This is a genomic window from Variovorax sp. Root434 (assembly GCF_001426595.1).
Lineage (GTDB): Bacteria > Pseudomonadota > Gammaproteobacteria > Burkholderiales > Burkholderiaceae_C > Variovorax.
Genome location: NZ_LMEK01000028.1, coordinates 107,285 through 130,790, shown reverse-complemented (window position 1 = coordinate 130,790; position 23,506 = coordinate 107,285). Strand labels below are relative to the sequence as shown.

General features: G+C 68.0%; 22 protein-coding genes. 7 read left to right on the top strand and 15 right to left on the bottom strand.

Annotation, left to right across the window (positions count from 1 at the left end; genetic code table 11):
- From ASD05_RS28130 to ASD05_RS28110, 5 genes are all read left to right on the top strand, one after another.
- Entirely contained in the window at positions 1-2,112 is a 2,112-nt protein-coding gene (locus tag ASD05_RS28130; protein ID WP_056599922.1) for an acetate--CoA ligase family protein, read from the top strand.
- On the top strand, positions 2,102-2,665 hold the full coding sequence (locus ASD05_RS28125; RefSeq protein ID WP_056599722.1) for a nuclear transport factor 2 family protein: 564 nt from the start codon (positions 2,102-2,104) through the stop codon (positions 2,663-2,665). Before ASD05_RS28130 ends, ASD05_RS28125 begins: the two co-directional genes overlap by 11 nt.
- A gap of 145 nt (positions 2,666-2,810) precedes the next feature.
- Complete coding sequence (locus ASD05_RS28120) at positions 2,811-4,019, top strand: porin (protein WP_162248908.1); 1,209 nt, start codon at positions 2,811-2,813, stop codon at positions 4,017-4,019.
- Positions 4,020-4,091: 72 nt separating this feature from the next.
- Complete coding sequence (locus tag ASD05_RS28115; RefSeq protein ID WP_056599714.1) at positions 4,092-4,847, top strand: IclR family transcriptional regulator; 756 nt, start codon at positions 4,092-4,094, stop codon at positions 4,845-4,847.
- Between the two features lie 128 nt (positions 4,848-4,975).
- Positions 4,976-6,649: a flavin-containing monooxygenase gene (locus ASD05_RS28110; RefSeq protein ID WP_157610319.1), complete on the top strand. Its 1,674-nt coding sequence runs from the start codon at positions 4,976-4,978 to the stop codon at positions 6,647-6,649.
- Between the two features lie 38 nt (positions 6,650-6,687).
- On the opposite strand, the gene ASD05_RS28105 is transcribed toward ASD05_RS28110, so the two are convergent.
- The 11 genes from ASD05_RS28105 to ASD05_RS28055 form a co-directional block, all read right to left on the bottom strand.
- Positions 6,688-7,479 (bottom strand): SDR family NAD(P)-dependent oxidoreductase, encoded by a 792-nt coding sequence (locus ASD05_RS28105; RefSeq protein ID WP_056599709.1) that lies wholly within the window; start codon positions 7,477-7,479, stop codon positions 6,688-6,690.
- An 11-nt stretch (positions 7,480-7,490) separates the two neighbouring features.
- Complete coding sequence (locus ASD05_RS28100; protein ID WP_056599700.1) at positions 7,491-8,447, bottom strand: branched-chain amino acid ABC transporter permease; 957 nt, start codon at positions 8,445-8,447, stop codon at positions 7,491-7,493.
- 11 nt (positions 8,448-8,458) lie between these two features.
- Positions 8,459-9,340, bottom strand: a complete 882-nt coding sequence (locus tag ASD05_RS28095; RefSeq protein WP_056599697.1) for a branched-chain amino acid ABC transporter permease — start codon at positions 9,338-9,340, stop codon at positions 8,459-8,461.
- Between the two features lie 31 nt (positions 9,341-9,371).
- Positions 9,372-10,100 carry an ABC transporter ATP-binding protein gene (locus ASD05_RS28090; protein WP_082572481.1) on the bottom strand — a complete coding sequence of 243 codons (729 nt, stop codon included), beginning with the start codon at positions 10,098-10,100 and terminating at the stop codon, positions 9,372-9,374.
- Complete coding sequence (locus ASD05_RS28085; protein ID WP_056599694.1) at positions 10,093-10,842, bottom strand: ABC transporter ATP-binding protein; 750 nt, start codon at positions 10,840-10,842, stop codon at positions 10,093-10,095. The genes ASD05_RS28090 and ASD05_RS28085 overlap by 8 nt, the downstream gene beginning before the upstream one ends.
- Positions 10,843-10,862: 20 nt before the next feature.
- Positions 10,863-11,615 carry an SDR family NAD(P)-dependent oxidoreductase gene (locus ASD05_RS28080; protein ID WP_056599692.1) on the bottom strand — a complete coding sequence of 251 codons (753 nt, stop codon included), beginning with the start codon at positions 11,613-11,615 and terminating at the stop codon, positions 10,863-10,865.
- Positions 11,616-11,628: 13 nt separating this feature from the next.
- A complete protein-coding gene (locus ASD05_RS28075) occupies positions 11,629-12,534 on the bottom strand; it encodes an SMP-30/gluconolactonase/LRE family protein (RefSeq protein ID WP_235508135.1) in 906 nt (301 codons plus the stop codon).
- On the bottom strand, positions 12,531-13,760 hold the full coding sequence (locus tag ASD05_RS28070) for an ABC transporter substrate-binding protein (protein WP_007833018.1): 1,230 nt from the start codon (positions 13,758-13,760) through the stop codon (positions 12,531-12,533). The genes ASD05_RS28075 and ASD05_RS28070 overlap by 4 nt, the downstream gene beginning before the upstream one ends.
- Positions 13,761-13,841: 81 nt before the next feature.
- On the bottom strand, positions 13,842-15,497 hold the full coding sequence (locus ASD05_RS28065) for a long-chain-fatty-acid--CoA ligase (protein ID WP_056599682.1): 1,656 nt from the start codon (positions 15,495-15,497) through the stop codon (positions 13,842-13,844).
- A 156-nt stretch (positions 15,498-15,653) separates the two neighbouring features.
- On the bottom strand, positions 15,654-16,991 hold the full coding sequence (locus ASD05_RS28060; protein ID WP_056599913.1) for a M20 metallopeptidase family protein: 1,338 nt from the start codon (positions 16,989-16,991) through the stop codon (positions 15,654-15,656).
- A gap of 211 nt (positions 16,992-17,202) precedes the next feature.
- Complete coding sequence (locus tag ASD05_RS28055) at positions 17,203-17,559, bottom strand: hypothetical protein (protein ID WP_082572452.1); 357 nt, start codon at positions 17,557-17,559, stop codon at positions 17,203-17,205.
- A gap of 257 nt (positions 17,560-17,816) precedes the next feature.
- Here ASD05_RS28055 and ASD05_RS28050 point away from each other — a divergent pair, with 257 nt between their 5' ends.
- Positions 17,817-18,197, top strand: coding sequence for a hypothetical protein (locus ASD05_RS28050; protein WP_235508134.1), 381 nt, complete (start codon positions 17,817-17,819; stop codon positions 18,195-18,197).
- 226 nt (positions 18,198-18,423) lie between these two features.
- Here the strand turns inward: ASD05_RS28050 and ASD05_RS28045 are convergent, their stop codons facing one another.
- Positions 18,424-20,157: a cytochrome c biogenesis protein DipZ gene (locus tag ASD05_RS28045; protein WP_056599676.1), complete on the bottom strand. Its 1,734-nt coding sequence runs from the start codon at positions 20,155-20,157 to the stop codon at positions 18,424-18,426.
- Positions 20,158-20,307: 150 nt separating this feature from the next.
- Complete coding sequence (locus tag ASD05_RS28040; protein WP_082572450.1) at positions 20,308-21,690, bottom strand: ATP-binding protein; 1,383 nt, start codon at positions 21,688-21,690, stop codon at positions 20,308-20,310.
- Between the two features lie 225 nt (positions 21,691-21,915).
- Here ASD05_RS28040 and ASD05_RS28035 point away from each other — a divergent pair, with 225 nt between their 5' ends.
- A complete protein-coding gene (locus ASD05_RS28035) occupies positions 21,916-22,659 on the top strand; it encodes a response regulator (RefSeq protein WP_056599669.1) in 744 nt (247 codons plus the stop codon).
- Here the strand turns inward: ASD05_RS28035 and ASD05_RS30565 are convergent.
- Entirely contained in the window at positions 22,623-22,781 is a 159-nt protein-coding gene (locus ASD05_RS30565; protein ID WP_200955513.1) for a hypothetical protein, read from the bottom strand. The two genes, ASD05_RS28035 and ASD05_RS30565, sit on opposite strands and share 37 nt — an antisense overlap.
- Positions 22,782-22,901: 120 nt before the next feature.
- Positions 22,902-23,465: a thioredoxin family protein gene (locus tag ASD05_RS28030; RefSeq protein WP_056599667.1), complete on the bottom strand. Its 564-nt coding sequence runs from the start codon at positions 23,463-23,465 to the stop codon at positions 22,902-22,904.
- Positions 23,466-23,506 lie beyond the last annotated feature (41 nt).

Genomic DNA, 23,506 nt, shown 5'->3' with positions numbered 1-23,506 from the left:
GTGCATTCACTCGATTCGCTTTTCAATCCCTCTTCCGTGGCGCTGATCGGCGCTTCGTCCGACCCCGAACGCATCGGCGGACGGCCGCTGCGCTTCATGCTCGAAGGCGGCTTCGAAGCGCCGCTCTATCCGGTCAACAAGAGCGGAGACACCATCCAGGGCCTGCCCGCCTGCGCCAGCGTGCTCGACATTCCGCACCCGGTCGACCAGGCCGTCATCGCGGTGCCGGTGGCCGGCGTGGAGGCGGCCGTGCGCGACAGCATCGGCAAGGGCGTGAAGGCGATCCAGGTGCTGACCGCCGGCTTCGCCGAAATCGACGCAGCGGGCCGCGCCTTGCAAGACCGCCTGGTGCAGATGTGCCGCGATGCCGGCGTGCGCATGGTGGGCCCGAACTCGCTCGGCCTGCTCAACGTGCCGACGCGCTTCTTCTCGACTTTCTCGACCGCGCTCAATGGCCTGAAGCCCGTGCCCGGGCCCATCGCGCTGGCCACGCAAAGCGGCGCCTTCGGCTCCGCGGCCTACGGCATGGCCTCGCTGCGCGGCCTGGGCTTCAGCAAGATCATCGCGACCGGCAACGAAGGCGACGTCGATGTGGCCGAGTGCATCGACTACCTCGTGGACGACGCCGACACGCGCGTCATCTGCGCCGCGCTCGAGTCGTGCCGCGACGGCGAGCGCCTGCGGCGCGCGCTGCTGAAGGCCGCGGCCGCCGGCAAGCCCGTGCTCATCATGAAGGTGGGGCGCACCGAGGCCGGCGCCGCTGCGGCTTCCACGCACACCGGTTCGCTGGCCGGCAACGACACGGCCTACGACACCGTCTTCGCAGAGTGCGGCGCGTGGCGGCCCGAATCGATCGAGGAGATGCTCGACATCGCCTATGCGTTCTCGGTCACGCGGGCGCTGCCGCACAACGCCGGCATGGGCATCGTCACCGGCTCCGGTGGCATCGGCGTGCTGATGGCCGACGATGCCGGTGGGCGCGGCATGTCGCTGCCGCCGCTGCCCGAGGCCGCACGCCGCGCCGCGCTCGACCTGCTGCCGTTCGCGGTGGCGAGCAATCCGCTGGACATGACGGCGCAGGTCACCTCGGTGCCCAGCGGCGTGTCGCGCACGGTGGGTGTCATGCTGGACCACGCGGACTACGGCACGGTGTTCGCCTACCTCGCGCACGTGGGCCTTTCGCCGGAGCGCTTTGCCTCGACGCAGGCGGAACTGATCGCGCAGCGCCAGCGGCATCCGGACCGGGTCATGGTGCTGGTGATGCTGTCGAAGCCCGAAGTCAACCAAGCGCTCGAACAGCAGGGCATTCCGGTGTTCGAGGACCCGTCGCGCGCGGTGCGCGCGCTGGCCGCGCTCGCGCATATCCGCGCACGCCGCGAAACGCTCTACAAGCCCGTGCAGTGCGCGGCTGCCGCGCCGCTGCGCGGCGACGTGTCGACCGAGGACGGCGCCAAGCGCGCGCTGGCGCATGCAGGCCTGCCTGTGCTGCCCGAGCGCCTGTGCCGCAGCGCCGCCGATGCGGCGGCTGCCGCGCGAACCCTGGGCTTTCCGGTGGTCGCGAAGATCGTCTCGCCCGACATTCCCCACAAGACCGAGGTCGGCGGCGTCATGCTGCGCCTGCAGGACGCGGCGGCGGTCGAGGCCGCGTACGACGAGCTGATGGCGCGCGCCCGCAAGGCGCGGCCCGAGGCGCGGCTCGAAGGCGTGCTGGTCGCGCCGATGCTGCAGGGCGGTGTCGAGGTGATCCTCGGCATCCACCGCGACCCGACCTTCGGGCCGATGGTGATGTACGGCTCCGGCGGCACGGCCGTGGAGCTCTTCAAGGACGTGGCCTTCGCCTCCGCGCCGTTGACGCCCGTGCGTGCCGCCGCCTTGATCGAGCGCGTGCGCTCCACGCAGCTGCTGCGCGGCTGGCGCGGCGGCCCGCGCTACGACGAGGCAGCGCTGGCCGACGCCCTGTGCCGCCTGTCCGACTTCGGCATCGCCCATGCCGACGAGCTCGAAAGCGTCGACATCAATCCGCTAGTGGTTCGCACCGACGGCGCCGCCTGCCTCGACGCGGTGATCGTGCTGCGCGGCACTGAAACGAAGGAGCATTCGCATGCAGACTGAAGGACGCCTGATCGCACTGGAGGCCCGGCTCGAGGCGCTGAGCGCGCGCGAGGCGATTCGCGCATGCCTCTATCGCTATTGCCGCGGCATCGACCGCTGCGACGAGGCGGCGCTGCGCTCGTCGTACTGGCCCGACGCCACCGATCGCCACGGCCCCTACAGCGGCAGCGCCAGCGGCTTCATCGATTGGGCGCTGGCAAAGCTCAAGGAGGGCGGCCGCTTGATCCACACGATCGGCAACATCGCGATCGAACTGCGCGGAGCCGAGGCCGCGGTGGAAAGCTACTTCCAGGCCTTCCAGACCGACACCGACGCGCAGGGCAAGCCGCGCGAGACCTTCCTTTGCGGCCGCTACATCGACCGCTTCGAGCGGCGCGGCGCGGGCGAATGGCGGGTGGCCGCGCGCACCGTGGCCTACGACTGGATCCGCGAGTCGGCGGCGCCCGCCGGCACCGAGGCCGAGCGCTTCGGCGTGCGCCAGCCGATCGGCGGGCGCGCGCCCGACGACCCCTGGTACGCGCTCCTGGCGTCGCTGCCCCCGGCAACTACCTGACGAAACCTCCGTTCTCTTCGACTACCGCCCCCGGCCTTGCCGCAGGGCGGCTTTCTGCATGCCGGCCGACAACCACGCGTTGACGGCGGCCAGGCCCTTTGCAAGGCGGGCCTGCAACCAGAAATCCCATACGAGGAGACAAATCTTGTCGAGTTTCTTGAACACCCCGCGTCGCATGCCGCTCGCTGTGACGCTTTTTGCCACCGGCCTTTGCGGCGCATCGCCAGCGCTGGCCCAGCAGGCACAGAAGGAAGAGTTGCGCCAGATCGTGCAGCCGGCGGGGGGCATGGCGGCCTCGCCGTCCAGCCTCACGATGTACGGCCTGATCGACACCAGCCTGGCATCGGCCAGCAACGCCGGCGGACGTGTGAGACGGATGGACAGCGGCCACATGAACGGCTCGCGCCTCGGGTTCAAGGGCAGCGAAGACCTGGGCGACGGACTGCGCGCCAACTTCCTGCTGGAGATGGGCCTCAACTCCGATGCGGGAACGATGGGCCAGAACCAGGGCGCGGGCGCCAAGTCGTTCGGCCGCGGAGCGATCGTCGGCCTGTCGGGCTCGATAGGCGAGATCCGGCTCGGGCGCACCGTGGTGGCCATCGGCTCCGAGGTGCAGGCGGTGGGCGATGCCTTCGGCCTGGGCGGCGGCGGCAACCTGCAGGGCATCCAGCCGGCGCCGGGGCGGGTCAACAACACCATCTGGTACCAGTCGCCGAATTTCGGTGGCTTCATCGCCAAGCTGTCCTACTCGCCGGGAGAGACCACCGTGACCAGCGGAACGGCGACGAGCTCCAGGTCTGGCACGAGCACCGCTGCCTCGGTGTTCTACCTCAAGGGCGGGCTGAGCGCCGCCATCGGCTATTCCACCTACAGGCAACTGGCAGATGCAAGCACCCTGCATTGGTTCCATTCCGCCGCGGCCTACGACTTCGGTGCCGCCAAGCTGTTCGGCTCGTATGCGACCTTCCGCAATCCGGGCGCTGCGGTCACACCGGCCACGCACGCCGCCGCGGACAACAACCTCATGTTCGCGGGCTTCCCGCTGGTGGGTTACTACAGCGGGCAGGACGACCGCAGCGCGTCGATCGGCATCGCCGTGCCCTTTGGCGTGAGCACCGTGCTCGCACAGGTGGTGCGTGTCGACGACAAGGGGCCGTTGAACCGCGACGCCACGCAGTTCGGCATCGCCTACATCTACGCGCTGTCGAAGCGGACCAGCCTGTACGCCGACTACGGCCGCATCCGCAACCGCAACGGCGCGGCGTATGCGGTGACGGGCGCCACCTCCCAGGCCGGGCTGGACCGTGGCGGCAACAGCCACGCCACCCACGTCGGGGTGCGCGTGGCGTTCTAGCCTATGGTTCACCCGGTGGAGGCACGCATGTGCGACAACTACCATCGCATGCGTGATTTCTGAAGGACATCGATGCCCATCGGCACAGTCAAATCGGCCACGAGGGTGCTTCAGGTGCTGGAGCATTTCGCGCAGGTGCGCACGCCTCTGGCGCTCAAGCAGATCAGCGACGCGCTGGGGTATCCGCAGTCCAGCACCACGGTGCTGCTGAAGAACCTCATCGCGCTGGGCTACCTCAACTACAACCGCGCCGATCGCGTGTACTTCCCCACGCCGCGCGTGGCCTCGCTGGGCGATTGGGTCACGCAGGCGCTGTTCGGGCAAGGCCGCGTCGTCGAGGTGATGCGCGACCTGCACAGCGCCACGGGCGAGACGGTGTCGATCTGCATGCTCAACGACATCTACCTGCAGTACATCCGCGTGATCCAGTCGACGCACCAGCTGCGCTTTCACACCGACGAGGGGAGCATGCGGCCGCTCACGCTGTCGGCGATGGGGTGGCTGCTGCTGACCGACCGCTCCGATGCCGAGATCGAGAAGCTCGTGCGCCGCGCCAACATCGCCACGCCGCGCAAGGAAGACCGCGTGCCACTGGAAGTCGTTGCGGCGCACGTGGCCGACGCGCGCGAGCGCAAGTCGATCTACATGGAGAACATGCCGCTGCTCGGTGGCGCCACCGTCGGCGTGGTGCTGCCTTGCCTGGTGCAGGGGCGCATCGCGGTGCTGGGCATGGGCGGGACCATCGAGCGCATGCGCCCGCATCGTGCGCGCTACACCGCGCTCATGCGAAGGCTTGTGCAGCAACTGGAAGAAGACGGGACCGCATAACGCGGAAATCACGGATGTAATGTTGTTCAGCGCCAGTGTGATTTTCTTGATGGGCTTCCCCACGGTGGGCATCATTTCCCTTGCACGCAAACCTGCCCGCCGTGGCCGGAATCAACAAGGAGACACACATGACCGCCGAACCCATCAACCTGCATTCATCTCACCATCCATTGAACCCGCATACCGGCGCCAGGCGCGTCGACGTGGTCGTTGTCGGCGCCGGCTTCGGCGGCATGTACGCCACGTACCGCTTCCGCGAGATGGGCTTCAGGGTGCAGGGCTTCGAAGCGGGCGGCGACGTCGGCGGTGTCTGGTACTGGAACCGCTACCCCGGTGCGCGCGTCGACCTGCCGAGCATCGACTACAGCTTTTCGTTCTCTCCCGAGATCGAGCAGGAGTGGACGTGGTCGGAGCAGTTCGCGGCCCAGCCCGAGCTGCTGAAGTACATCAACTTCGTGGCCGACAGGCTCGACCTGCGCCGGCACATCCAGTTCAAGACGCGCGTGACCCGCGCGGTGTGGGACGAGGCGCGCAAGCTGTGGACCGTGACGACCGATCGCGGCGACACCTACGAGGCCACGTACTGCATCATGGCGACCGGCCCCTTGTCGATTCCCAAGGACCCGGAGATCCCTGGCATCGACCGCTTCAAGGGCCAGCTGCTGCGCGCCGCCAAGTGGCCGCACCAGCCCGTCGATTTCGCCGGCAAGCGCGTGGGTGTCATCGGCACCGGATCGACGGGCATCCAGATCGTGCAGGAAGTGGGCAAGGAAGCCGGCGAGCTTTTCGTGTTCCAGCGCACGCCCAGCTTCACCATGCCGATGCGCAACGAAGCGCTCGAGCCCGACTACGTGGCCGAGGTCAAGCGCAACTACGCCAGCATTCGCGAATCGGCCCGCAACAGCGCGGTGGGCGGCGTGCGCCCGCAGTCCACGCGGGCCTTCTTCAGCGTGACGCCCAGGCAGCGCCAACAGCTGCTCGAAGACGCCTGGAAGAACGGCGGGCTTGCGATGCTCGGCACCTTCTCGGACCTGCTGGCCAACCCGGAAGCCAACGAGCACGTGGCCGAATTCGTGCGCGGCAAGATCGGCGAGACCGTGAAGGACCCGGTAACGGCCGAGAAGCTGAAGCCGCGCGGCTACCCCATCTTCGCGCGCCGCCCCTGCCTGGACAGCAGCTACTACGAGACCTTCAACCGGCCCAACGTCCACCTGAAGGACTGCATCGCCGACCCGATCGTGGAGATCACCGAGCGCGGCGTGAAGACGCAGGCCGGCGAGGTCGAGCTCGACGTGCTCATCTTCGCCACCGGCTACGACGGCCTCACGGGCGCGCTGCTGGCCTTCGACATCGTCGGGCGCGACGGGCGCACGATGAACGAGAAGTGGAAGGACGGCGCGCGTTCCCACCTGGGCCTGATGATGGAAGGCTTCCCCAATCTCTTCATGACCACCGGACCGAACGGCCCTGCCGCGCTCGCCAACATCATCCGCATCAGCGAGCACGACGTCGACTGGATCGCCGCGGCCATGACGCACATGGAAGAGAACGGCCTGTCGACCATCGAGCCGACCGCGCAGGCCGAGCAAGCCTGGATGGACCTTGTCTACGCGCTCTCGCAGCGCACGCTGCTGACCAAGGCCAAGACCTGGTACGTCGGCGCGAACGTGAAGGACAAGCCGCAAGGGCTCACGCTCTTCACGGGCGGCTTCCTGAAGTACCGGGAGCATTGCGCCGCGGCGGTGCAGGGCGGTTATCGCGACTTCGTGTTCGAGCGCGCGCAGCAGGCACTCGCGGCCTGACGCCAGGATGGGGACCCGCTGTTGCGGGTCCCGGGGCCTTACACGGCCAGCGTGCCGCCGTCCACCGGCAAGGTGACGCCGTTGACGAAGCTCGCGAGCCCGGAGGCCAGGAACACCGCAGGCCCCGCGAGCTCGTGCGGCTGGCCCAGCCGGCCGGCCGGAATGCGCTGCATGAAGCGGCCCAGCCGCGCCGGATCGGCGCGCGTGGCCTCGGTCATGGGCGTTTCGATCACGCCCGGCGCGAGCGCGTTGACGCGGATGCCGTCCGGCGCAAGGTCGAGCGCCAGCGTCTGCGTGAACATCTTCACTGCGGCCTTGGAGGCCGAATAACCCAGCGCGCCGCCCTGGGCGATGAACGCAGCCCCCGAGGCCACGTTGAGGATGCAGCCCCGCGTGCGCCGCAAGGCCGGCAGCCACGCATGCACGGTGTTGAACACGCCGAACAGGTTCACGTCCATCGTGCGGTGCAGGTTCTCCTGCGCACGCGGACTGTCGATGCCTTCGCGGATGATCACGCCGGCGTTGTTGACCAGCGTGTCGATGTCGCCCGCGGTGTCGTGCACCGCCTCGGCCAGCGCGAGGCAGGCCTGGGCATCGGATACATCGAGCGCGTAGGCCCAGCCCTCGACGCCGGCGGCGTGCACGGCCGCCAGTGTTTCGGCGCAGCGATCGCTGCTCAGGTCGGTCACGACGACGCGCGCGCCCGCCTGGGCATAGGCCGTTGCGATGGCGCGGCCGATGCCGCTGGCGGCGCCGGTCACCAGCGCCAGCCGGCCGGACAGCAGGCCCGGCGTGGCCGGCCAGGTGGAGGGAAGGTCGTGGGCTGCCATGGGCATGCTCCTCAGGAAGCCGCGGCGCGGCGCTGCCGGCGCGCGGCGAGATGCGAATGGAACTGGCCGACGATGCCCTTGCGGAACAGCATGACGACCAGCACGAAGACGACGCCCTGGATGATCAGCACCCATTCGGCGAACGAGGCGAGGTAGTTCTCCATCGACACGATGACGATCGAGCCGACGACCGGCCCGAGCAGCGTGTGCATGCCGCCGACGATGCAGATCAGCAGCGCCTCGCCCGAGGTGGCCCAGTGCACGTCGGTCAGCGAGGCGAGCTGGAACACCAGCACCTTGAGCGAACCGGCCAGCCCCGCCAGCCCGGCCGACAGCACGAAGGCCAGCAGCTTGTAGCGGTTGACGCGGTAGCCCAGCGACTGGGCGCGCGGCTCGTTGTCGCGAATGGCGCGCAGGATCTGGCCGAAGGGCGAATGCACCACGCGGTAGATCAGCCAGAAGCCGAACACGATCAGCGCCGCGACGAAGTAGTAGAGCACCAGCGTGTTCTGCAGCGAGAACAGGCCCAGCACCATCGGGCGCGGGATCTCCTGGATGCCGTCTTCCCCGCCGGTGAAGGGCATGCGCAGCGCAATGAAATACACCAGCTGCGCGAAGGCCAGCGTGATCATCGAGAAGTAGATGCCCTGGCGGCGAATGGCCAGCAGGCCCGTGACCAGTCCCACGAGCGCCGCCGTGGCCACGCCCGCGAGGATGCCGGCCATGCCGTCCCAGCCCCAGACCTTGACCGCGTGCGCCGTGATGTAGCCGGCGGTGCCGTAGAACATGGCGTGGCCGAAGGACAGCAGGCCCACGTAGCCCACCAGCAGGTTGACCGAGGCGGCGAGCAGCGCGAAGCACATCAGCTTCATGAGGAACATCGGATAGACCGCGAAGGGCGCGATGGCGAGCGCCGCCAGGGCGGCCGCCAGCAATGCGATGTTCGTGCGGCGGTGGAGAGCGTCCATGTCGGCTTTCTTCAGTAGGCGCGGCCGAACAGGCCGTGGGGTCGGACCGCGAGGACCAGGATCATCACGACGAAGATGACGACGCCGGCGCCGTCCGGATAGAAGATCTTGGTGAGCCCTTCGATCGCACCGAGGCCGAAGCCCGTGACGATCGAGCCGAGGATCGAACCCATGCCGCCGATCACCACCACAGCGAACACCACGATGATCAGGTTCGAGCCCATCAGCGGGCTCACCTGGTAGATGGGCGCGGCCATCACGCCGCTGAGGCCGGCAAGGCCCACGCCGAGGCCGTAGGTCAGCATCAGCATGCGCGGCACGTTGATGCCGAAGGTGCGCACCAGCGGCGCGTTCTCGTTGGCGGCGCGCAGGTAGGCGCCGAGCTTCGTCTTCTCGATGAAGAACCAGGTGCCCAGGCACACCGCCAGCGCGGCCACGATGACCCACACGCGGTACATCGGCAGGAAGGTGACGCCCACGTCCAGGCCGCCCGACAGCGGGTTGGGGTAGGGCTGCCCGCTCACGCCGAACTGCAGGCGGAACGCGCCCTCCATGAGCAAGGCGACGCCGAAGGTCAGCAGCAATGCATAGACATGGTCCAGCGTGTACAGGCGCCGCAGCATCCAGCGCTCGAACAGCAGCCCGAAGGCCGCCACCACCAGCGGCGCGATGACGATCGCGCCCCAGTAGCCGATGCCCAGGTACTCCAGCAGCCCCCAGGTGACGAAGGCGCCCAGCATGTACTGCGCGCCGTGCGCGAAGTTCACCACGCGCAGCAGCCCGAAGATGATCGACAGCCCCAGGCTCATCAGCGCGTAGAAGGCGCCGTTGATGAGGCCGACCATCAGCTGCCCGATCAGTGCCGCCGGGGGAATTCCGAGTAACCCGTCCATCTTGTGGTGTGTCCTGCGTTGATTGCGTTGCTCAGAGCCCCAGCAGGGACTCGATGCGGCTGCGCTGCGCGTCCAGCTCGTCGCGGCGGAAATGCGCCGCGACCTGGCCTTCCTCGATCACGTAGAAGCGATCGGCCAGGGTGGATGCGAAGCGGAAGTTCTGCTCCACCATCAGCACGGTGAAGCCGCGCTCGCGCAGCATGCCGATGGTCTGGCCGATGCGCTCGACGATCACGGGCGCGAGGCCTTCCGTCGGCTCGTCGAGCAGCAGCAGCCGCGCGCCGGTGCGCAGGATGCGTGCGATGGCCAGCATCTGCTGCTCGCCGCCCGACAGCCGCGTGCCGGGGCTGTGGCGGCGCTGCAGCAGGTTGGGGAACAGCGTGTAGATCTCGTCCACGCTCAGGCCGCCCGGGCGCAGCACCGGTGGCAGCATCAGGTTCTCTTGCGTCGTGAGGCTGGCGAAGATGCCGCGCTCCTCGGGGCAGTAGGCCAGCCCGAGCCGTGCGATGGCTTCGGGCTGCAGGCCGATGGACGGTGTCGAGCCGATGCGGATCTGCCCTTCGCGCCGGCCGAGCAGGCCCATGATGGCGCGCAGCGTGGTGGTCTTGCCGGCACCGTTGCGTCCGAGCAGGCAGACCACTTCACCTTCGTGCACTTCGAGGTCGATGCCCTGCAGTGCCAGTGTTTCGCCGTACCAGCCGCGCAGGCCTTCCACGCGCAGCATGGCGGTGGTGGCCGCCGCTTCCAGGGTCTCAGGCATGCGCGCCTCCCACATAGGCTTCGATCACGCGGGCGTCGCGCGACACCTCGTCGTAGCTGCCTTCGGCCAGCACCTGGCCGGCCTGCAGCACGGTCACGCGGTCGCACAGCGCCTCGATGACCTTCATGTTGTGCTCGACCATCAGCACGGTGCGCCCCTTGGCCGCGTCGCGGATCAGTTCGACCACGGGGCCGATGTCTTCGTGGCCGAGGCCGGCCATGGGCTCGTCGAGCAGGATCATCTCGGGGTCCATCGCGATGGTGGTGGCGAGCTCCAGCGCGCGCTTGCGGCCGTAGGGCAGCTCGCCGGCCATCGTGTCGCGCCAGTGCGTGAGGCCCACGCGCTCCAGCAGCTCCATGGCGCGCGCGTCCAGGCTGCGCAGCACCCGCACGTTGCGCCAGAAGGCGAAGCTGCCGCCGGCCTTCTTCTGCAGCGCGACGCGCACGTTCTCCAGCACCGTCATCTGGCCGAACACGGCCGAGATCTGGAACGAGCGCACCAGGCCGGCCATGGCCACCGAGGCCGGGTCGCTGCGCGAGATGTCGCGGCCGTTGAAGGTCACGCGCCCGGTGCTCGGCCGCAGGAAGGTGGTCAGCAGGTTGAAGCAGGTGGTCTTGCCCGCGCCGTTGGGGCCGATCAGCGCATGCACGGAATGCCGGCGCACGCGCAGGTCGACGTTCTTCACGGCGAAGAAGCCGCTGAACTGCCGGCTGAGCTGGTGCGCTTCGAGGATGGTGTCCATGGCGTGGGCGGGCCCGGTGTTCAGAGAAAGGCGTGCGTCACGCCGCCGTCGACCAGCAGCGATTCGCCGGTGATGAAGCTGCTGTCGGAAGAGGCGAGGAAGCAGGCGGCCTTGGCCACGTCGTCCACCGCGCCGAGCCGCTTCATCGGCGTCTTGGCGAGGCGGACCTGGGTCTTCTCGGGTGTCAGGTTGATCTTCACGCCTTCGGTCTCGATCGAGCCCGGGCAGATCGCGTTGACGCGGATGCCGCGCGGCCCGAGGTCGACCGCCGCCGAGCGCGTGAGGCCCAGCACGCCGGCCTTTACGCCGCAGTACAGCATGCCCTCGGGCAGGCCGAGGTAGGCCGCCGACGAGGCGATGTTGACGATGCTGCCGCCTTCGCCCATGGCCTCGGCCGCCACCTGGATGCCCCAGGCCACCGAGTTGAAGCCGGTGCCGACCATGCGCTCGAGCATCTCGGGCGTGATGGCCTCGATGGGGCCGTAGCGCACCCAGATCGCGTTGTTGACCAGGATGTCGAAGCGGCCGAACTGCTGCTTCAGCGCCGGGATGGACTGGGCGAAGGTGTCGCGGCGCGCCACGTCGCCACCGAAGGTCACGGCACGGCCGCCTTGCGCCTTGATGGCTTCGGCGGCTTCGCGCGCCAGGTCTTCCTGCCGGTCGAGCACGCCCACCACGGCGCCTTCGGCCGCCAGGGCTTCCGAGATGGCGCGGCCGATGCCGCGTGCACCGCCGGTGACCAGCGCCACCTTGCCTTCGAAACGTCGAGTCATGTTGTCTGCCTTGTCAGATGAGGGGAGGGCGGTCGGCGAAGCGGGACTCCTCGAGCCCGCGCACGCCGGCGCCGTGGATGGCGAACACCGCGCCCGCGTCCGGATGGTCGCTGCGCAGCAGGTTGCCGCTGTTGCTGATCGACGTGAGGTAGATCACGTCGAGGTCGGGGCCGCCGAAGCAGGGGCAGGAGACGTAGGTCACCGGCAGCTGGATGGTGCGCTCGAGCCGGCCTTCGGGCGTGAAGCGCGCGAGCTGGCCGGCCTGCACCAGCGCCACCCACAGGTGGCCTTCGGCATCGACGGTGGCGCCGTCGGGCACCGAGCCGAGCGCGCGGGTATCGACCAGCACTTCGCTCGCGCCGGCTGCGCCGGTGGCCGTGTCGTAGGGATAGCGGCGGATCTGGTGCGTGTGGCTGTCCGCGAAGTAGAGCCAGCGGCCGTCCGGGCTGAAGCAGGTGGCGTTGGCAACCGCGATGCCGGTGTCCAGCGTCTTCACCGACCCGCCGGTCGTCAATTGGTAAAGCGCGCCTTCGGGCTCGGCGCGGCCCAGGGTCATCGAGCCGACGACGAAGCGGCCGGCGCGGTCGGTGCGGCCGTCGTTCAGGCGCATGCGCTCTGCGCTGTGCGCCACGCCGGCGTCCATGGGCACGATCGCACCACTGTCGGGGTCGAGCAGCCAGAAGTCGTGTTCCAGCGCCAGCAGCAGGCGGCCGCTCTCGCACAGCGCGATCGAGCCGATGTGCTGCGGCGCGTGCCACTCGGCGCTGGCGCCGGTGGCGGGCGTGTGGCGGCGCACGAGCTGGGCGCGGCCGTCGATCCAGTAGAGCGACTGGCTGCGCGCGTCCCACAGCGGGCATTCGCCGAGCAGGTCGCGCCGCGGCTCGAGGATGTCGATCTGCATGCCCACCGTAGCGCTCACTTGCCCTTGATGAAGTCGCAGCTGCTCTCGGCCAGCGGACGCCAGGTCTGCTCGGGCGGGATCTCGGCGCGCACCGCGTAGTAGTCGTTCGCACCCTTCGACTCGGCCGGCTTCTTCACCTGCACGGCATACACCGGGCGCAGCGCCTGGCCGTCCTCGCGGATCTTGATGTCCTTCGAGAAGAAATCGTTGATCGGCGTGGCCTTCATCTTCGCCGCGACCGTGGCGCCGTCGTCGGTGCCGGCGGCCTTGACCGCATTCAGGTAGTGCATGGTCGCGCTGTAGGCGCCGGCGTGGATATAGGTTGGCACCACGCCCTTGTTGCGCGCCATGAAGCGCTTCGACCATTCGCGCGAGGCGTCGTCGCGGTCCCAGTAGAACGGCACCGTGAGCTGCAGGCCCTGGGCCACATCCAGGCCCATGGCCGACACGCTGTTGATGGTCATGCCGAACACCGACACCATCTGGCCGTTGCGCGTGAGCTTGTACTCGGCCGCCTGCTTCAACGCGTTCGACAGGTCGAGGCCGGCGTTGAGGATGACGATGGCCTGCGCGCCGCTGGACTGTGCCTGCAGCAGGTACGACGAGAAATCGGTGGCGCCCAGCGGATGCTTGACCGAGCCCACCACCTTGCCGCCGGCGGCCTGGATGAACTTGGTGGCGTCGTCCTGGAAGGCCTGGCCGAAGGCGTAGTCCACGGTGATGAAGTAGAAGCTCTTCACGCCTTGCTTCATCAGGCTTTGCACGCCCGCCTTGGGCAGCGCATAGGTGTCCGTGAGGAACTGGAAGTTCATCGGCGAGCACGACTTATTGGTGAGCTCCGCGCTGACCGTGCCCGCAATCAGGTACGGCTTCTTGCGCTCCTTGAGCAGCGACGAGACGCCCAGCGCAATCGACGAGGCCGAGCCGCCGACGATGGTGTCGACCTTCTCGGTGTCCAGCCATTTGCGCGCAATGTTCAGGCCCACGTCGGGCTTGTTCTGGTCGTCGGCCACCAGCACCTCGACGGGCTTGCCGAGCACCTTGCCGCCGAAGTCCTCGACCGCCATCTTCACGGCCAGCGAAGAGCCGGGGCCGCCGTTGCCCGAGTAGGGGCCGGTCTGGTCGGCCATGACGCCGATGCGCACGACGTCGTCGCTGATGGTGTTCGGGGTGCCTTGCGCAGCAGCCGCCGCGCAGGCGAGAAGGATGGCCGCAGAGGCCGCGAGCCGGAATCGATGTTGCATGCTTGTCTCTCCATTGTTTTCAGGGTTGCTGTCGCGTGAACTCGGCCGCAGCACCGGCGGGTGTTGGTGGGCATCCGAACCTCAGTCGGCAACGGCCGCGTCGGTCGGCAGCCGGTGGCCCTGGAACTGCTCGCGCAGCCGTGTCTTCAACAGCTTGCCGGTGGCGGTGTGGGGCAGTTCGTCGACGAAGACCACGTCGTCGGGCATCCACCAGCGGGCCACGCGGTCCTGCATGAAGCCGAGGATTTCCGCCGCCGTGACCTGTGCGCCTTCGTTCGGCACCACGATCAGCAACGGGCGCTCCTGCCACTTGCTGTGGTACGCGCCGATCACCGCGGCTTCCTTCACCTTGGGGTGGCCGACCGCGAGGTTCTCGAGGTCGATCGAGGAGATCCATTCGCCGCCCGACTTGATCACATCCTTCGAGCGATCGGTGATCTGCACGTAGCCGTCCTTGTCGATCAGCGCGACGTCGCCGGTGGCGAACCAGCCGTTCGCATCGAGTTCTGCGCCGGGCTCCTGGCCGTAGTAGGCCGACACGACCCAGGGGCCGCGCACCTTCAGTTCCCCTGGCGTGTGGTCGTCGGCCGGCAGCCGGCGGCCTTCGGCGTCGAACACCGCGATCTCCACGCCGAAGATGGCGCGTCCCTGGCGGGTCTGCACGTCGAAGCGCTCTTCCAGGGGGATGCCCTCGTGGCGCGGCAGCAGGTTGCAGATGGTGGCCAGCGGGCTGGTCTCGGTCATGCCCCAGGCCTGGATCACGTAGGCGCCGAACAGGTGCTCGAACTTCTCGACGATGGCACGCGGCGCGGCGGAGCCGCCGACCACGACGCGTTCGAGGCACAGGGCGGCGCGCGCAGCCGCATCGAGCTTCTCCGCGTGCTGGAAGAAGCCCAGCCACACGGTCGGTACGCCGAGCGAGAAGGTGCAGCGCTCGTCGCGCATCAGGTTGAAGAGGCGCTCGCCGCCGAGGTCCGGGCCGGGCAGCACCAGCTTGGCGCCGCACATGGCCGCCGCGTAGGGAATGCCCCAGGCGTTCACATGGAACATCGGCACCGCGAGCAGCACGCTGTCGCGCGCGCACAGCTGCAGGCCATCGGCGGCGCAGGCGGCCCACGAGTGCAGAACAGTCGAACGGTGGCTGTAGAGCACGCCCTTGGGGTTGCCCGTGGTGCCGGAGGTGTAGCACAGCGACGAGGCGGTGTTCTCGTCGAGCGCAGGCCATTCGGCGAGTGGTTCGGCATCGGCCACGAGGTCTTCGTAGCACAGAAGGGGGCCGGGCAGGTTCAGCGCAGGCAGCTCCGCGCGCGAACACATCGCCACGAATCCCTTGACCGATTTCAGTTGTGGCGCGACCTGTTCGAGCAGCGGCGCAAAACCCAGGTCGAAGAAGACCAGTTCGTCGGCCGCGTGGTTGACGATGTAGGCGATCTGTTCGGGAAAGAGCCGCGGGTTCACGGTGTGCAGCACCGCACCCATGCCCGAGGCGGCGTAGTAGAGCTCGAGGTGCCGATGCGTGTTCCAGGCCAGCGTCGCGACGCGCGCACCGGGCTGGATGCCGAGCGTCCGCAGGGCGGAGGCGAGCCTGGCCGCGCGCTGGGCCACCTTGCGCCAGGTGGTTCGCACGCAGGTCCGCATGTCGAGGTGCGAGACGATTTCAACGTCCGGATGATGGCGGGCCGCGTGTTCCAGCAGGCTGGAAATGAGCAGCGCGTTGTTTTGCATCAGGGCGTTCATTCGTTGTCTCGCGTCTCTGGTTCTGTGGTCTCGGCTGCCGGTCTCGGTGCTTGTTTTTACATGCCGGCCGGTAAGTTAATTCATGCTAGCAGTTTTGGCTGACAGCCACAACGCGGGTGGGTCGGGGGAAACCCGGGGATCAGCCGTTGGCTGTCTTCAAGGCGACGTGCCGTTGGCACGTGTCATCTGGGCGAGGGTTGCGCTGGTCAGCGCGCGCACGCCGATGCGCATGGCCGATTCGTCGATGGTGAACAGCGGCGAGTGGTTCGTCGGACCCGCGCGGTCCGGATAGGGCGAGGCGTTGAGAATCCAGAAGACCACCGGGATGCCGGTTGCGCCGAACGCGCCGAAGTCCTCGGAGCCCATCGACGGCAGGATTTCCGCGACCTTGTCCTTGCCCGCTGCGGCCTTCAGGCCATCGACCAGCGCCAGGGTGGACGGTACGTCGTTGACCAGCACGCCATAGCCGCCGCCGGTGTCGATGCGCACGTCGGCCTTTACGCCGTAGCTGGCCGCGATGTGCTCGGCCTTCATGCGGATCTGCTCGTGGGCCGTCTTCTGGTTCTGCGCCGACAGCGCGCGCACCGTGCCGGAGAGCTCGGCCATCTCGGGCAGGATGTTGAAGCGGTTGCCGCTTTGCAGCATGCCCACCGTGACCACGGTGGCGCCGCCGTCGATGGTCGGGTTGGTGCGATGGCTCACGATGTTCTGCAGGCCCAGCGTGATCTCCGCGGCCGCCAGCATCGGCGTATTGGCGGCCCAGGGCGCGGCGCCGTGTCCGCCCGCACCGCTGAGCTTGATGTCGAACACGTCGATGCTGGCCAGCATCGCGCCTGGGCGATAAGAGATCGAACCCTTGGGCGCCTGCGAGCCGATGTGCTGGCCCAGCACGACGTCGACCTTGGGGTTGTCGAGCACGCCCGCCTTGACCATGGCCAGCGCGCCGCTCGGGCGGTCGCCGGGGCCGATCTCCTCGGCCGGCTGGAACAGGAACACCACCGTGCCGGGCAACTCGGCGCGCATGACCGAGAACGCCTGCGCCGCGCCCAGCAGCATCGCCACGTGGGTGTCGTGGCCGCAGACGTGCGCCACCGACACCTCCTGGCCACGCCACATGGCCTTGGCCTTCGAGCGGAACGGCAGGTCGTTGCGCTCCTCGACGGGAAGGGCGTCCATATCGGCGCGCAGCGCGACCACCGGGCCGGGCTTGCCGCCGCGAAGCACCGCCTTGATGCCGGTGCCGGCGATGCCGGTCTGCACTTCGATGCCGGGAATCTTCGCCAGGACGGCGGCGATGTACTTGGCCGTCTCGACCTCTTCGTAGGCCAGCTCGGGGTGCTGGTGGATGTGCCGGCGCCATGCGATGACGTTGGGCTCGGCGGCATCGGACAGGGCGAGCGCACGATCGAGCAGCGGTTGCGGCGTCGCCGCCGAAGCCACGGCCGACACGATGCCCATCGCGGCTGCACACAGGGTCTGTTTGAAGAGTCGCATGAAGGTGCCTTTGTTGTGGTGCGCCACGGGCCGTCGAGGCTGAGGTTTGTTTTACATGCCGGCCGGTAAGTTAATTGATGCTAGCAGTTTTGGCTGATAGCCACAACGAAGGGAGACGGGGGAAAGAGAAGGGATCAGCAGGTCGCTGTCTGCTCGTGGGTTTTCGCCGGGGCACGGGCACGAAGCGGCCCGCGCCCCGGCATTGCGACGTTCAGCAGGTCTTGCCGTGGGCTGCGTGAGCGCCCTTGGCCTTCGCGTCGGCCTCCGACATGTACGAGCCGTGCTTCGTCTTGCCGAAGTGCTTGTCGTTCGCGCAGTGATAGACCTTGCCATTGACCCAGACCTGGCCTGCGGCCGGTGCTGCTGCCGTGGTGGTCGTTGCGGGTTTGGCCGCGGGCGCTGCGGCTGCGGGTGCTGCGGCCGCAGGCGCCGCGGCTGGTGCTGCTGCCGGTGCCATTTTTGCAGCGGGAGCGGGGCTCGTCGTTGCTGGTGCAGCCGGTGGCTGCTGTGCAAAGACCGAAGCGGTGAAGACAGTTCCGGCAGCCAACAGGATCAGGGCTTTTTTCATGATTGCACCTCAAGGGTCACACGAAAACACGTGCATGTGGCTGTCAACGTCCTCGCCGCACGTCGGTTGACTCTTCGGTCATGCCATTGGTGGCGACATGTTCCAGGTACGGGCGTATTTCACGATTGTCAGAACTGAGCTTGCTCAGTTTGCAGAGGCGACGGCGGAGGCAAAAAAAAGCTCGCACGAAGGCGAGCTGAAGGACCCCGTTTTCGCAGGGTCGGAGGGAGGACCCGCCGGAGGCGGCGGGCAAGCCGATGATCGCGACCAATCTGGGAGACATCGAGGACGGGCCGGAGATTCATCCGATGCCAACCTTGAAGAATCTCGAATACCAAGAACTATTTCCTTGGGGGCGCAACGCCGCGGCGCCTATCCTCGGCGCCCTCATGAGCGTCACACAACAACAACTACAGCTTCTCGTCAAACTGCCCGATGGCTGGTCGAGCCGCATCGATATCCAGCGGACCACGGACGGCCGCTACGCCGGCGTTGCCGAGCTGAGCCTTCGCGGGCTCAAGCGGGGAGTGCTCGTATTCATGCAGCAGCCCACGCTGGAAGCCGCAGTGGAGCGCGTGAGGCTTCGCGCGAGCCAGTTCGCGAGGGCGCGGCTTTCCCTGCCGAGTGCGCGGTCGTAGATGCCGTGCGACTGAGCAGTGCCTTGCAGGTTGGGTTTTTCTATCCTGCACATGAGAATTCCCAACCCACGAATGCACAGCCACGCGGCACCATGGAGCCTCACTGAAGGAGAACGCCATGAAGGCATTCAGGAAGTTCGTTGGCGGCGTCATCTCTATCGCCGGAGCCGTGGTGCTGGTGGCTCAGCACCTGTGAAACGGGCACGCGCCCGCTGCCGCGAGGCACTCAGCCGAAGGTGAACACGTAGGCCTGCGCGCCGGCATCGAGGAATTCGATCTCGAACAGGCGCTCCCTGTCGTTCGCCGCCTGGCGCACCAGCTGGTACAGCCGCTGCCCATCGATGGTGCCGTTGCCCTGCGCATCGGTATCGGCGCCATGGTCCGCGAGCGGAGGCTTGCCGTCGACCAGCACCCTGAAGCGCACCGGCTTGCCATCGGCCGACGGGCCGAGCACCAGGTGCAGGTCGCGTGCGTGGAAGCGGTAGGCGATGCGCCCGTTGGCGCGGGCCAGCACCGCGCGTTCGCTCTCCACCGTCCATTCGCCAGCCAGCGCCCATTGGTTGGTGCGCAGTGATGGCGCAGCCGCGGAATAGACGTGCGCATGGTCGTTCGCGATGCCGCCGGGCGAAGCGAAGTTGTGCGCGCGCTCGTAACCCAGGTAGGTCTCGCCCGACAGGGCCGGCGATTCGGCCGGCGCGGCCTGCGTGCCCTGGCCTTGCGGCGAGACCAGGTCGGCCGGCACGGCGGGCCGCCCCGCTTCCGCCAGCAGCTGCTGGATGACCTGTTCCACCTTCGCATACTGGCCCTCGCCGAACTGGTGATGCCGGATGCGCCCCTGCGCATCGACGATGTAGAACGCCGGCCAGTACTGGTTGCCGAAGGCGCGCCAGATCGCGTAGTCGCTGTCGATGGCCACGGGGAAACCGATTCCCAGGTCCTTCGTCGCGCGGCGCACGTTGGCGGGCTGCTTCTCGAACGCGAACTCCGGCGCATGCACGCCGACGACCACCAGCCCCGCGTCCTTGTACTTCTCGGCCCAGGCACGAACGTAGGGCAGGGTGCGCAGGCAGTTGATGCACGAGTAGGTCCAGAAGTCGACCAGCACCACCTTGCCGCGCAGGCTCTCGGCGGTCAGCGGGGCGGAGTTCAGCCATTCGGTGGCGCCCGCGAGCGAAGGAAGGCCGCCTTCGTCGGGCAGCGCCGGTGCGCGAGGTTGCGACAACGGCACGGGGACTGGCATTGGCATGTCGATCTTCTCCACAAGTGCTTTCTCCAGGGCCGAAGTGGTGCCGACCGACAGGCGACTGAGCAGCCCGGTGTCCAGCCCCAGCGCGATGGCGCCTACACCCGCGAGCACGGCCACGCCGGCTGCACGCCGTACCCATTCGCCGGTGCGCAGCGAGCCCTTCATCGCCGAGAACAGCCGCCCGCCGAAGAGCAGCGCGGCCGCCAGCGAGGTGCATGCACCGGCCGCGTAGGCCAGCAGCAGAAGCGAGGTGCCGATGCTTGCGCCGTTGAGCGCCGCGCCCGTCAGGATCAGTCCAAGGATCGGCCCCGCGCAGGGCGCCCACAGCAGCCCCGTGCCGACTCCCAGCAACAGCGGCGAGAACACCGACGCCTTTGTTTCCGGTGCAGGCCCTGCCAGCCTCAAGCCGAGCGCCACCAGCGGCCGGCTCAACCGGTCGGCCACCGACGGAAACAGCAGCGTCACGCCGAACACCGCGAGCATCGCAATCGCGGCATAGCGCCCGTACTGGTTGAGCGCCACGACCCAGCCGCCGCCCACGGCCGCGAGCGTGGCAATGGCCGAGAACGCCAGCGCCATCCCCAGCAGCATGGGCAGGCCGTGGGAGCGGAACGGCCGGTCGGCGCGCGCGAACACGAAGGGGAGCACGGGCAGGATGCAGGGGCTCAGGATGGTGAGCACGCCACCGAGGTAGGCAACGATGAGGAGCAGCATGATCGGATTCCGGTCGGTGAATGTTGTCGATGAAGGGCTGAAATGGGAAGTCGAGAGCGAGCGGAGCCCATCACGGTCTCGCCATGCGAGCCGCTCTTCTCTTTCTTCTTCGGTCGGTGGTGCTGCAGCGGCTGCCGCCGCGCAGCCGGCTCAGTCCGGTGGCGCGGCCGCGTTGGTATTCATGGTCAGCCGGGCTTCCAGCCCGCCTTCGTCCCGGTTGCGCAATGTGAGCTCCGCGCCCATCGCCGTCGCCAGCTGTTGCGCGATGGCCAGGCCCAGCCCGGTGCCGCCGGTGTTGCGGTTGCGCGAGCCCTCGACGCGGTAGAAGGGTTTGAGCACGTTCTCCAGCTGGTCGGCCGGAATGCCGGGGCCGTCGTCGACCACGGCCAGCGTCAGCCGGTTGCCGGCGTCTGCGTGCACCTGCAGCCGCACGTCGGTGCCGAACTTCAGCGCGTTGTCGATCAGGTTCGTCAGGATGCGCCGCAGCGCGTTCGGCCGCGTCACCATGGGCTCGCCCACGCGGCCTTCGAGCAGCACCTGCTCGCCCGAGTCCTCGTAGTCGGCCACCATGCTCTCGAACAGCGCGTCGGCGTCGATGCGGCGCGGCGGCTCGGTGGCGCCGTGCAGCGTGCGCGCGTAGGTCACGCCTTCGCGCACCAGGGTGTGCATGGCGTCGAGGTCCTGGCGGAACTTGTCGCGGTCGTGGCCGTCGTCCATCAGGTCGGTGCGCAGCCGCATGCGGGTGATGGGCGTCTGCAGGTCGTGCGAGATGGCCGCGAGTATTTCCACCCGCTCGGCCATGTAGCCGGCGATGCGCTTCTGCATCGCGTTGAAGGCGCGTGCCGCGTGCTTCACCTCGGTCGGCCCCTCTTCGGCCAGTTGCTGGCCCTTCAGGTCGGGGCCCAGCTCGTCGGCCGCATCTGCCAGCTGCGCCAGCGGCCGCGTGACCAGCCGCACCGCGTACCAGGCGCACACCGCCAGCACCAGCAGCTGCGCCCACAGCAGCCACATCACCCAGCTCGACACCGGCATGTCCACGCGCCGTGCATGCACCACCACCGAGGAGCCGTCCGACAGGCGCACCTGGATCTGCAGGCCCTGCGGCGGGTTGCTCACCTGCCCGATCTTCACGATCTCGAAGGGGCGCATCGCGTCGGCGATCGCGGTCGCGAACTGCTGCGACGACGGCGTGTCGGGCGCCTTGCCCTGCGCGTTCCCGCCGAGCACGAAACGGTAGTTGCGCCGCTCCAGCCGCGCCAGCCAGCCCTCGCGTTCGGCGGCCGGCAGCCGGTCGAGGATGGCGACCGAGCTGGCGATGTCGCGCTCGATGCCGATCATCATCAGCTCGCGCATCGCGATGCCGCGCTCGTAGCCGATGGCCATGAAAGTCAGCAGTTGCGCGATGGCCAGCCCGACGACGATGATCAGCGTCACCCGCGAGAACAGCGAGCGCGGCAGCAGCCGGCGCAGGCCCATGGGGGCGGAGGAGGCCGGGGCGATGTCGGCGGGAAGGCTGGCGGCGGAAGTAGGCATGGACAGGTTTATAGACCCGGTCCCGCTCCAAGGCGCGCCGCTTTGTATTCCAGTGTGTTGGGCCGCGTGGACCGACATACAACATTACCCGTCGCGCCCGTGCAAGCAACATAGTGTGGTCGCCCCGTCCGCCGGATACACGGGTATACAAAACCGCCCGATCCTTCATCTGTACGGGCTACATTGCACCTGCCCGTCGCCCCGCGGGCGCATCACCGCACTGCCATGAACATTCCCAAGACCTCCGATCACATCCTCATCGTCGACGACGACCGGGAAATCCGCGAACTGCTCTCCACCTACCTGGTCAAGAACGGCCTGCGGGTGGTGACGGTACCCACGGGTCGGCACATGCGCGCGGCGCTCGAGGAGTCGGGGCCTTTCGATCTCATCATCCTCGACCTGATGCTGCCGGGCGAAGACGGGCTCACGCTGTGCCGCGACCTGCGCACGGGCAAGTACAAGGCCACGCCCATCCTGATGCTCACCGCCCGCAGCGAGGAGGCCGACCGCATCCTCGGGCTGGAGATGGGCGCCGACGACTACCTGGCCAAGCCGTTCTCCGCGCGCGAGCTGCTGGCGCGCATCCGCTCGGTGCTGCGCCGCACGCGCATGCTGCCGCCGAACATGCGCTCCACCGAGTCGGCCTCGACGCTGGCCTTCGGCGACTGGCAGGTCGACACCACCGCGCGCAACCTGATCGACGACAGCGGCGTGATGGTGGCGCTCAGCGGCGCGGAGTACCGGCTGCTGATGGTGTTTCTCGACCATCCCCAGAAGGTGCTGAGCCGCGACCAGTTGCTGAGCCTCACCCAAGGTCGCGAGGCGGAGCTCTTCGAGCGCTCCATCGACCTGCTGGTGAGCCGCCTGCGCCAGCGCCTGGGGGACGACGCACGCGAGCCGCGCTACATCAAGACGGTGCGCAGCGAGGGCTACGTCTTCTCGTCGGCGGTCGAGGCGCTCGACTGACGCCTGTGCGGCCGAGGCTGCTGCGGCTGCCGGGCGGGGATGCATTGGCAGTTCAGCGGGTTGCGGATTTCCTGCGAGATGCCGCCTGCGAGGAAGAGGAGGGCGAACCAGAGCTTGTTCATTTTTCTTGTTTGTCTTGTGTTGGGATTGCTTGTGTTTTGGGGGCGTGCGAATGGCACCGGGTGCTCCCCTCCGCGAATGTCCCCCGTCGTCGTGATCGCACCCCGAACTAATGCGCCGTCTCAAGTCCCAGAAGGCTCAGCCAGCAGCGCCTGGATCTTCTTCTCGGTAGTGCCGTAGCTGCCTTCGCCAAAGTGCGAATAGACGATCTTCCCCTGCTTGTCGATCAGGTACACGGCCGGCCAGTACTGGTTCCGGAAGGCCTTCCAGGTGCCATAGCTGTTGTCCTGCGCCACGGCATGCTTGATCTGCAGACGCTCGATGGCGTCCTTCACGTTCTTCGTCGATTTCTCGTACGCGAACTCCGGCGTGTGAACGCCCACGACGACCAGGCCCTTGTCCTTGTACTTCTCGTTCCACTCCTTCACGTAGGGCAGGTGGTTGAGGCAGTTGATGCAGGTGTAGGTCCAGAAGTCGACCAGCACCACCTTGCCGCGCAGCTCGCTCAGCTTCAGCGGCGGCGAGTTGAGCCAGGTGTCGATGTTCTGGAACTCCGGCGCGGGCATGGCCTCGCCGGCCGGAACATCGCCGCCCAGCGGCGAGGGCGCGGCAAAGGTCAGCGTGAGGGCTGCCGCAGAGGCCGCGACGGCGACGGCGAAGAAGAGGGCGGGAGAGCGAAAGCGCATGGCGGTTCCTTCGGAAGAGTGACGGGCGTTCGTCTGTGAAC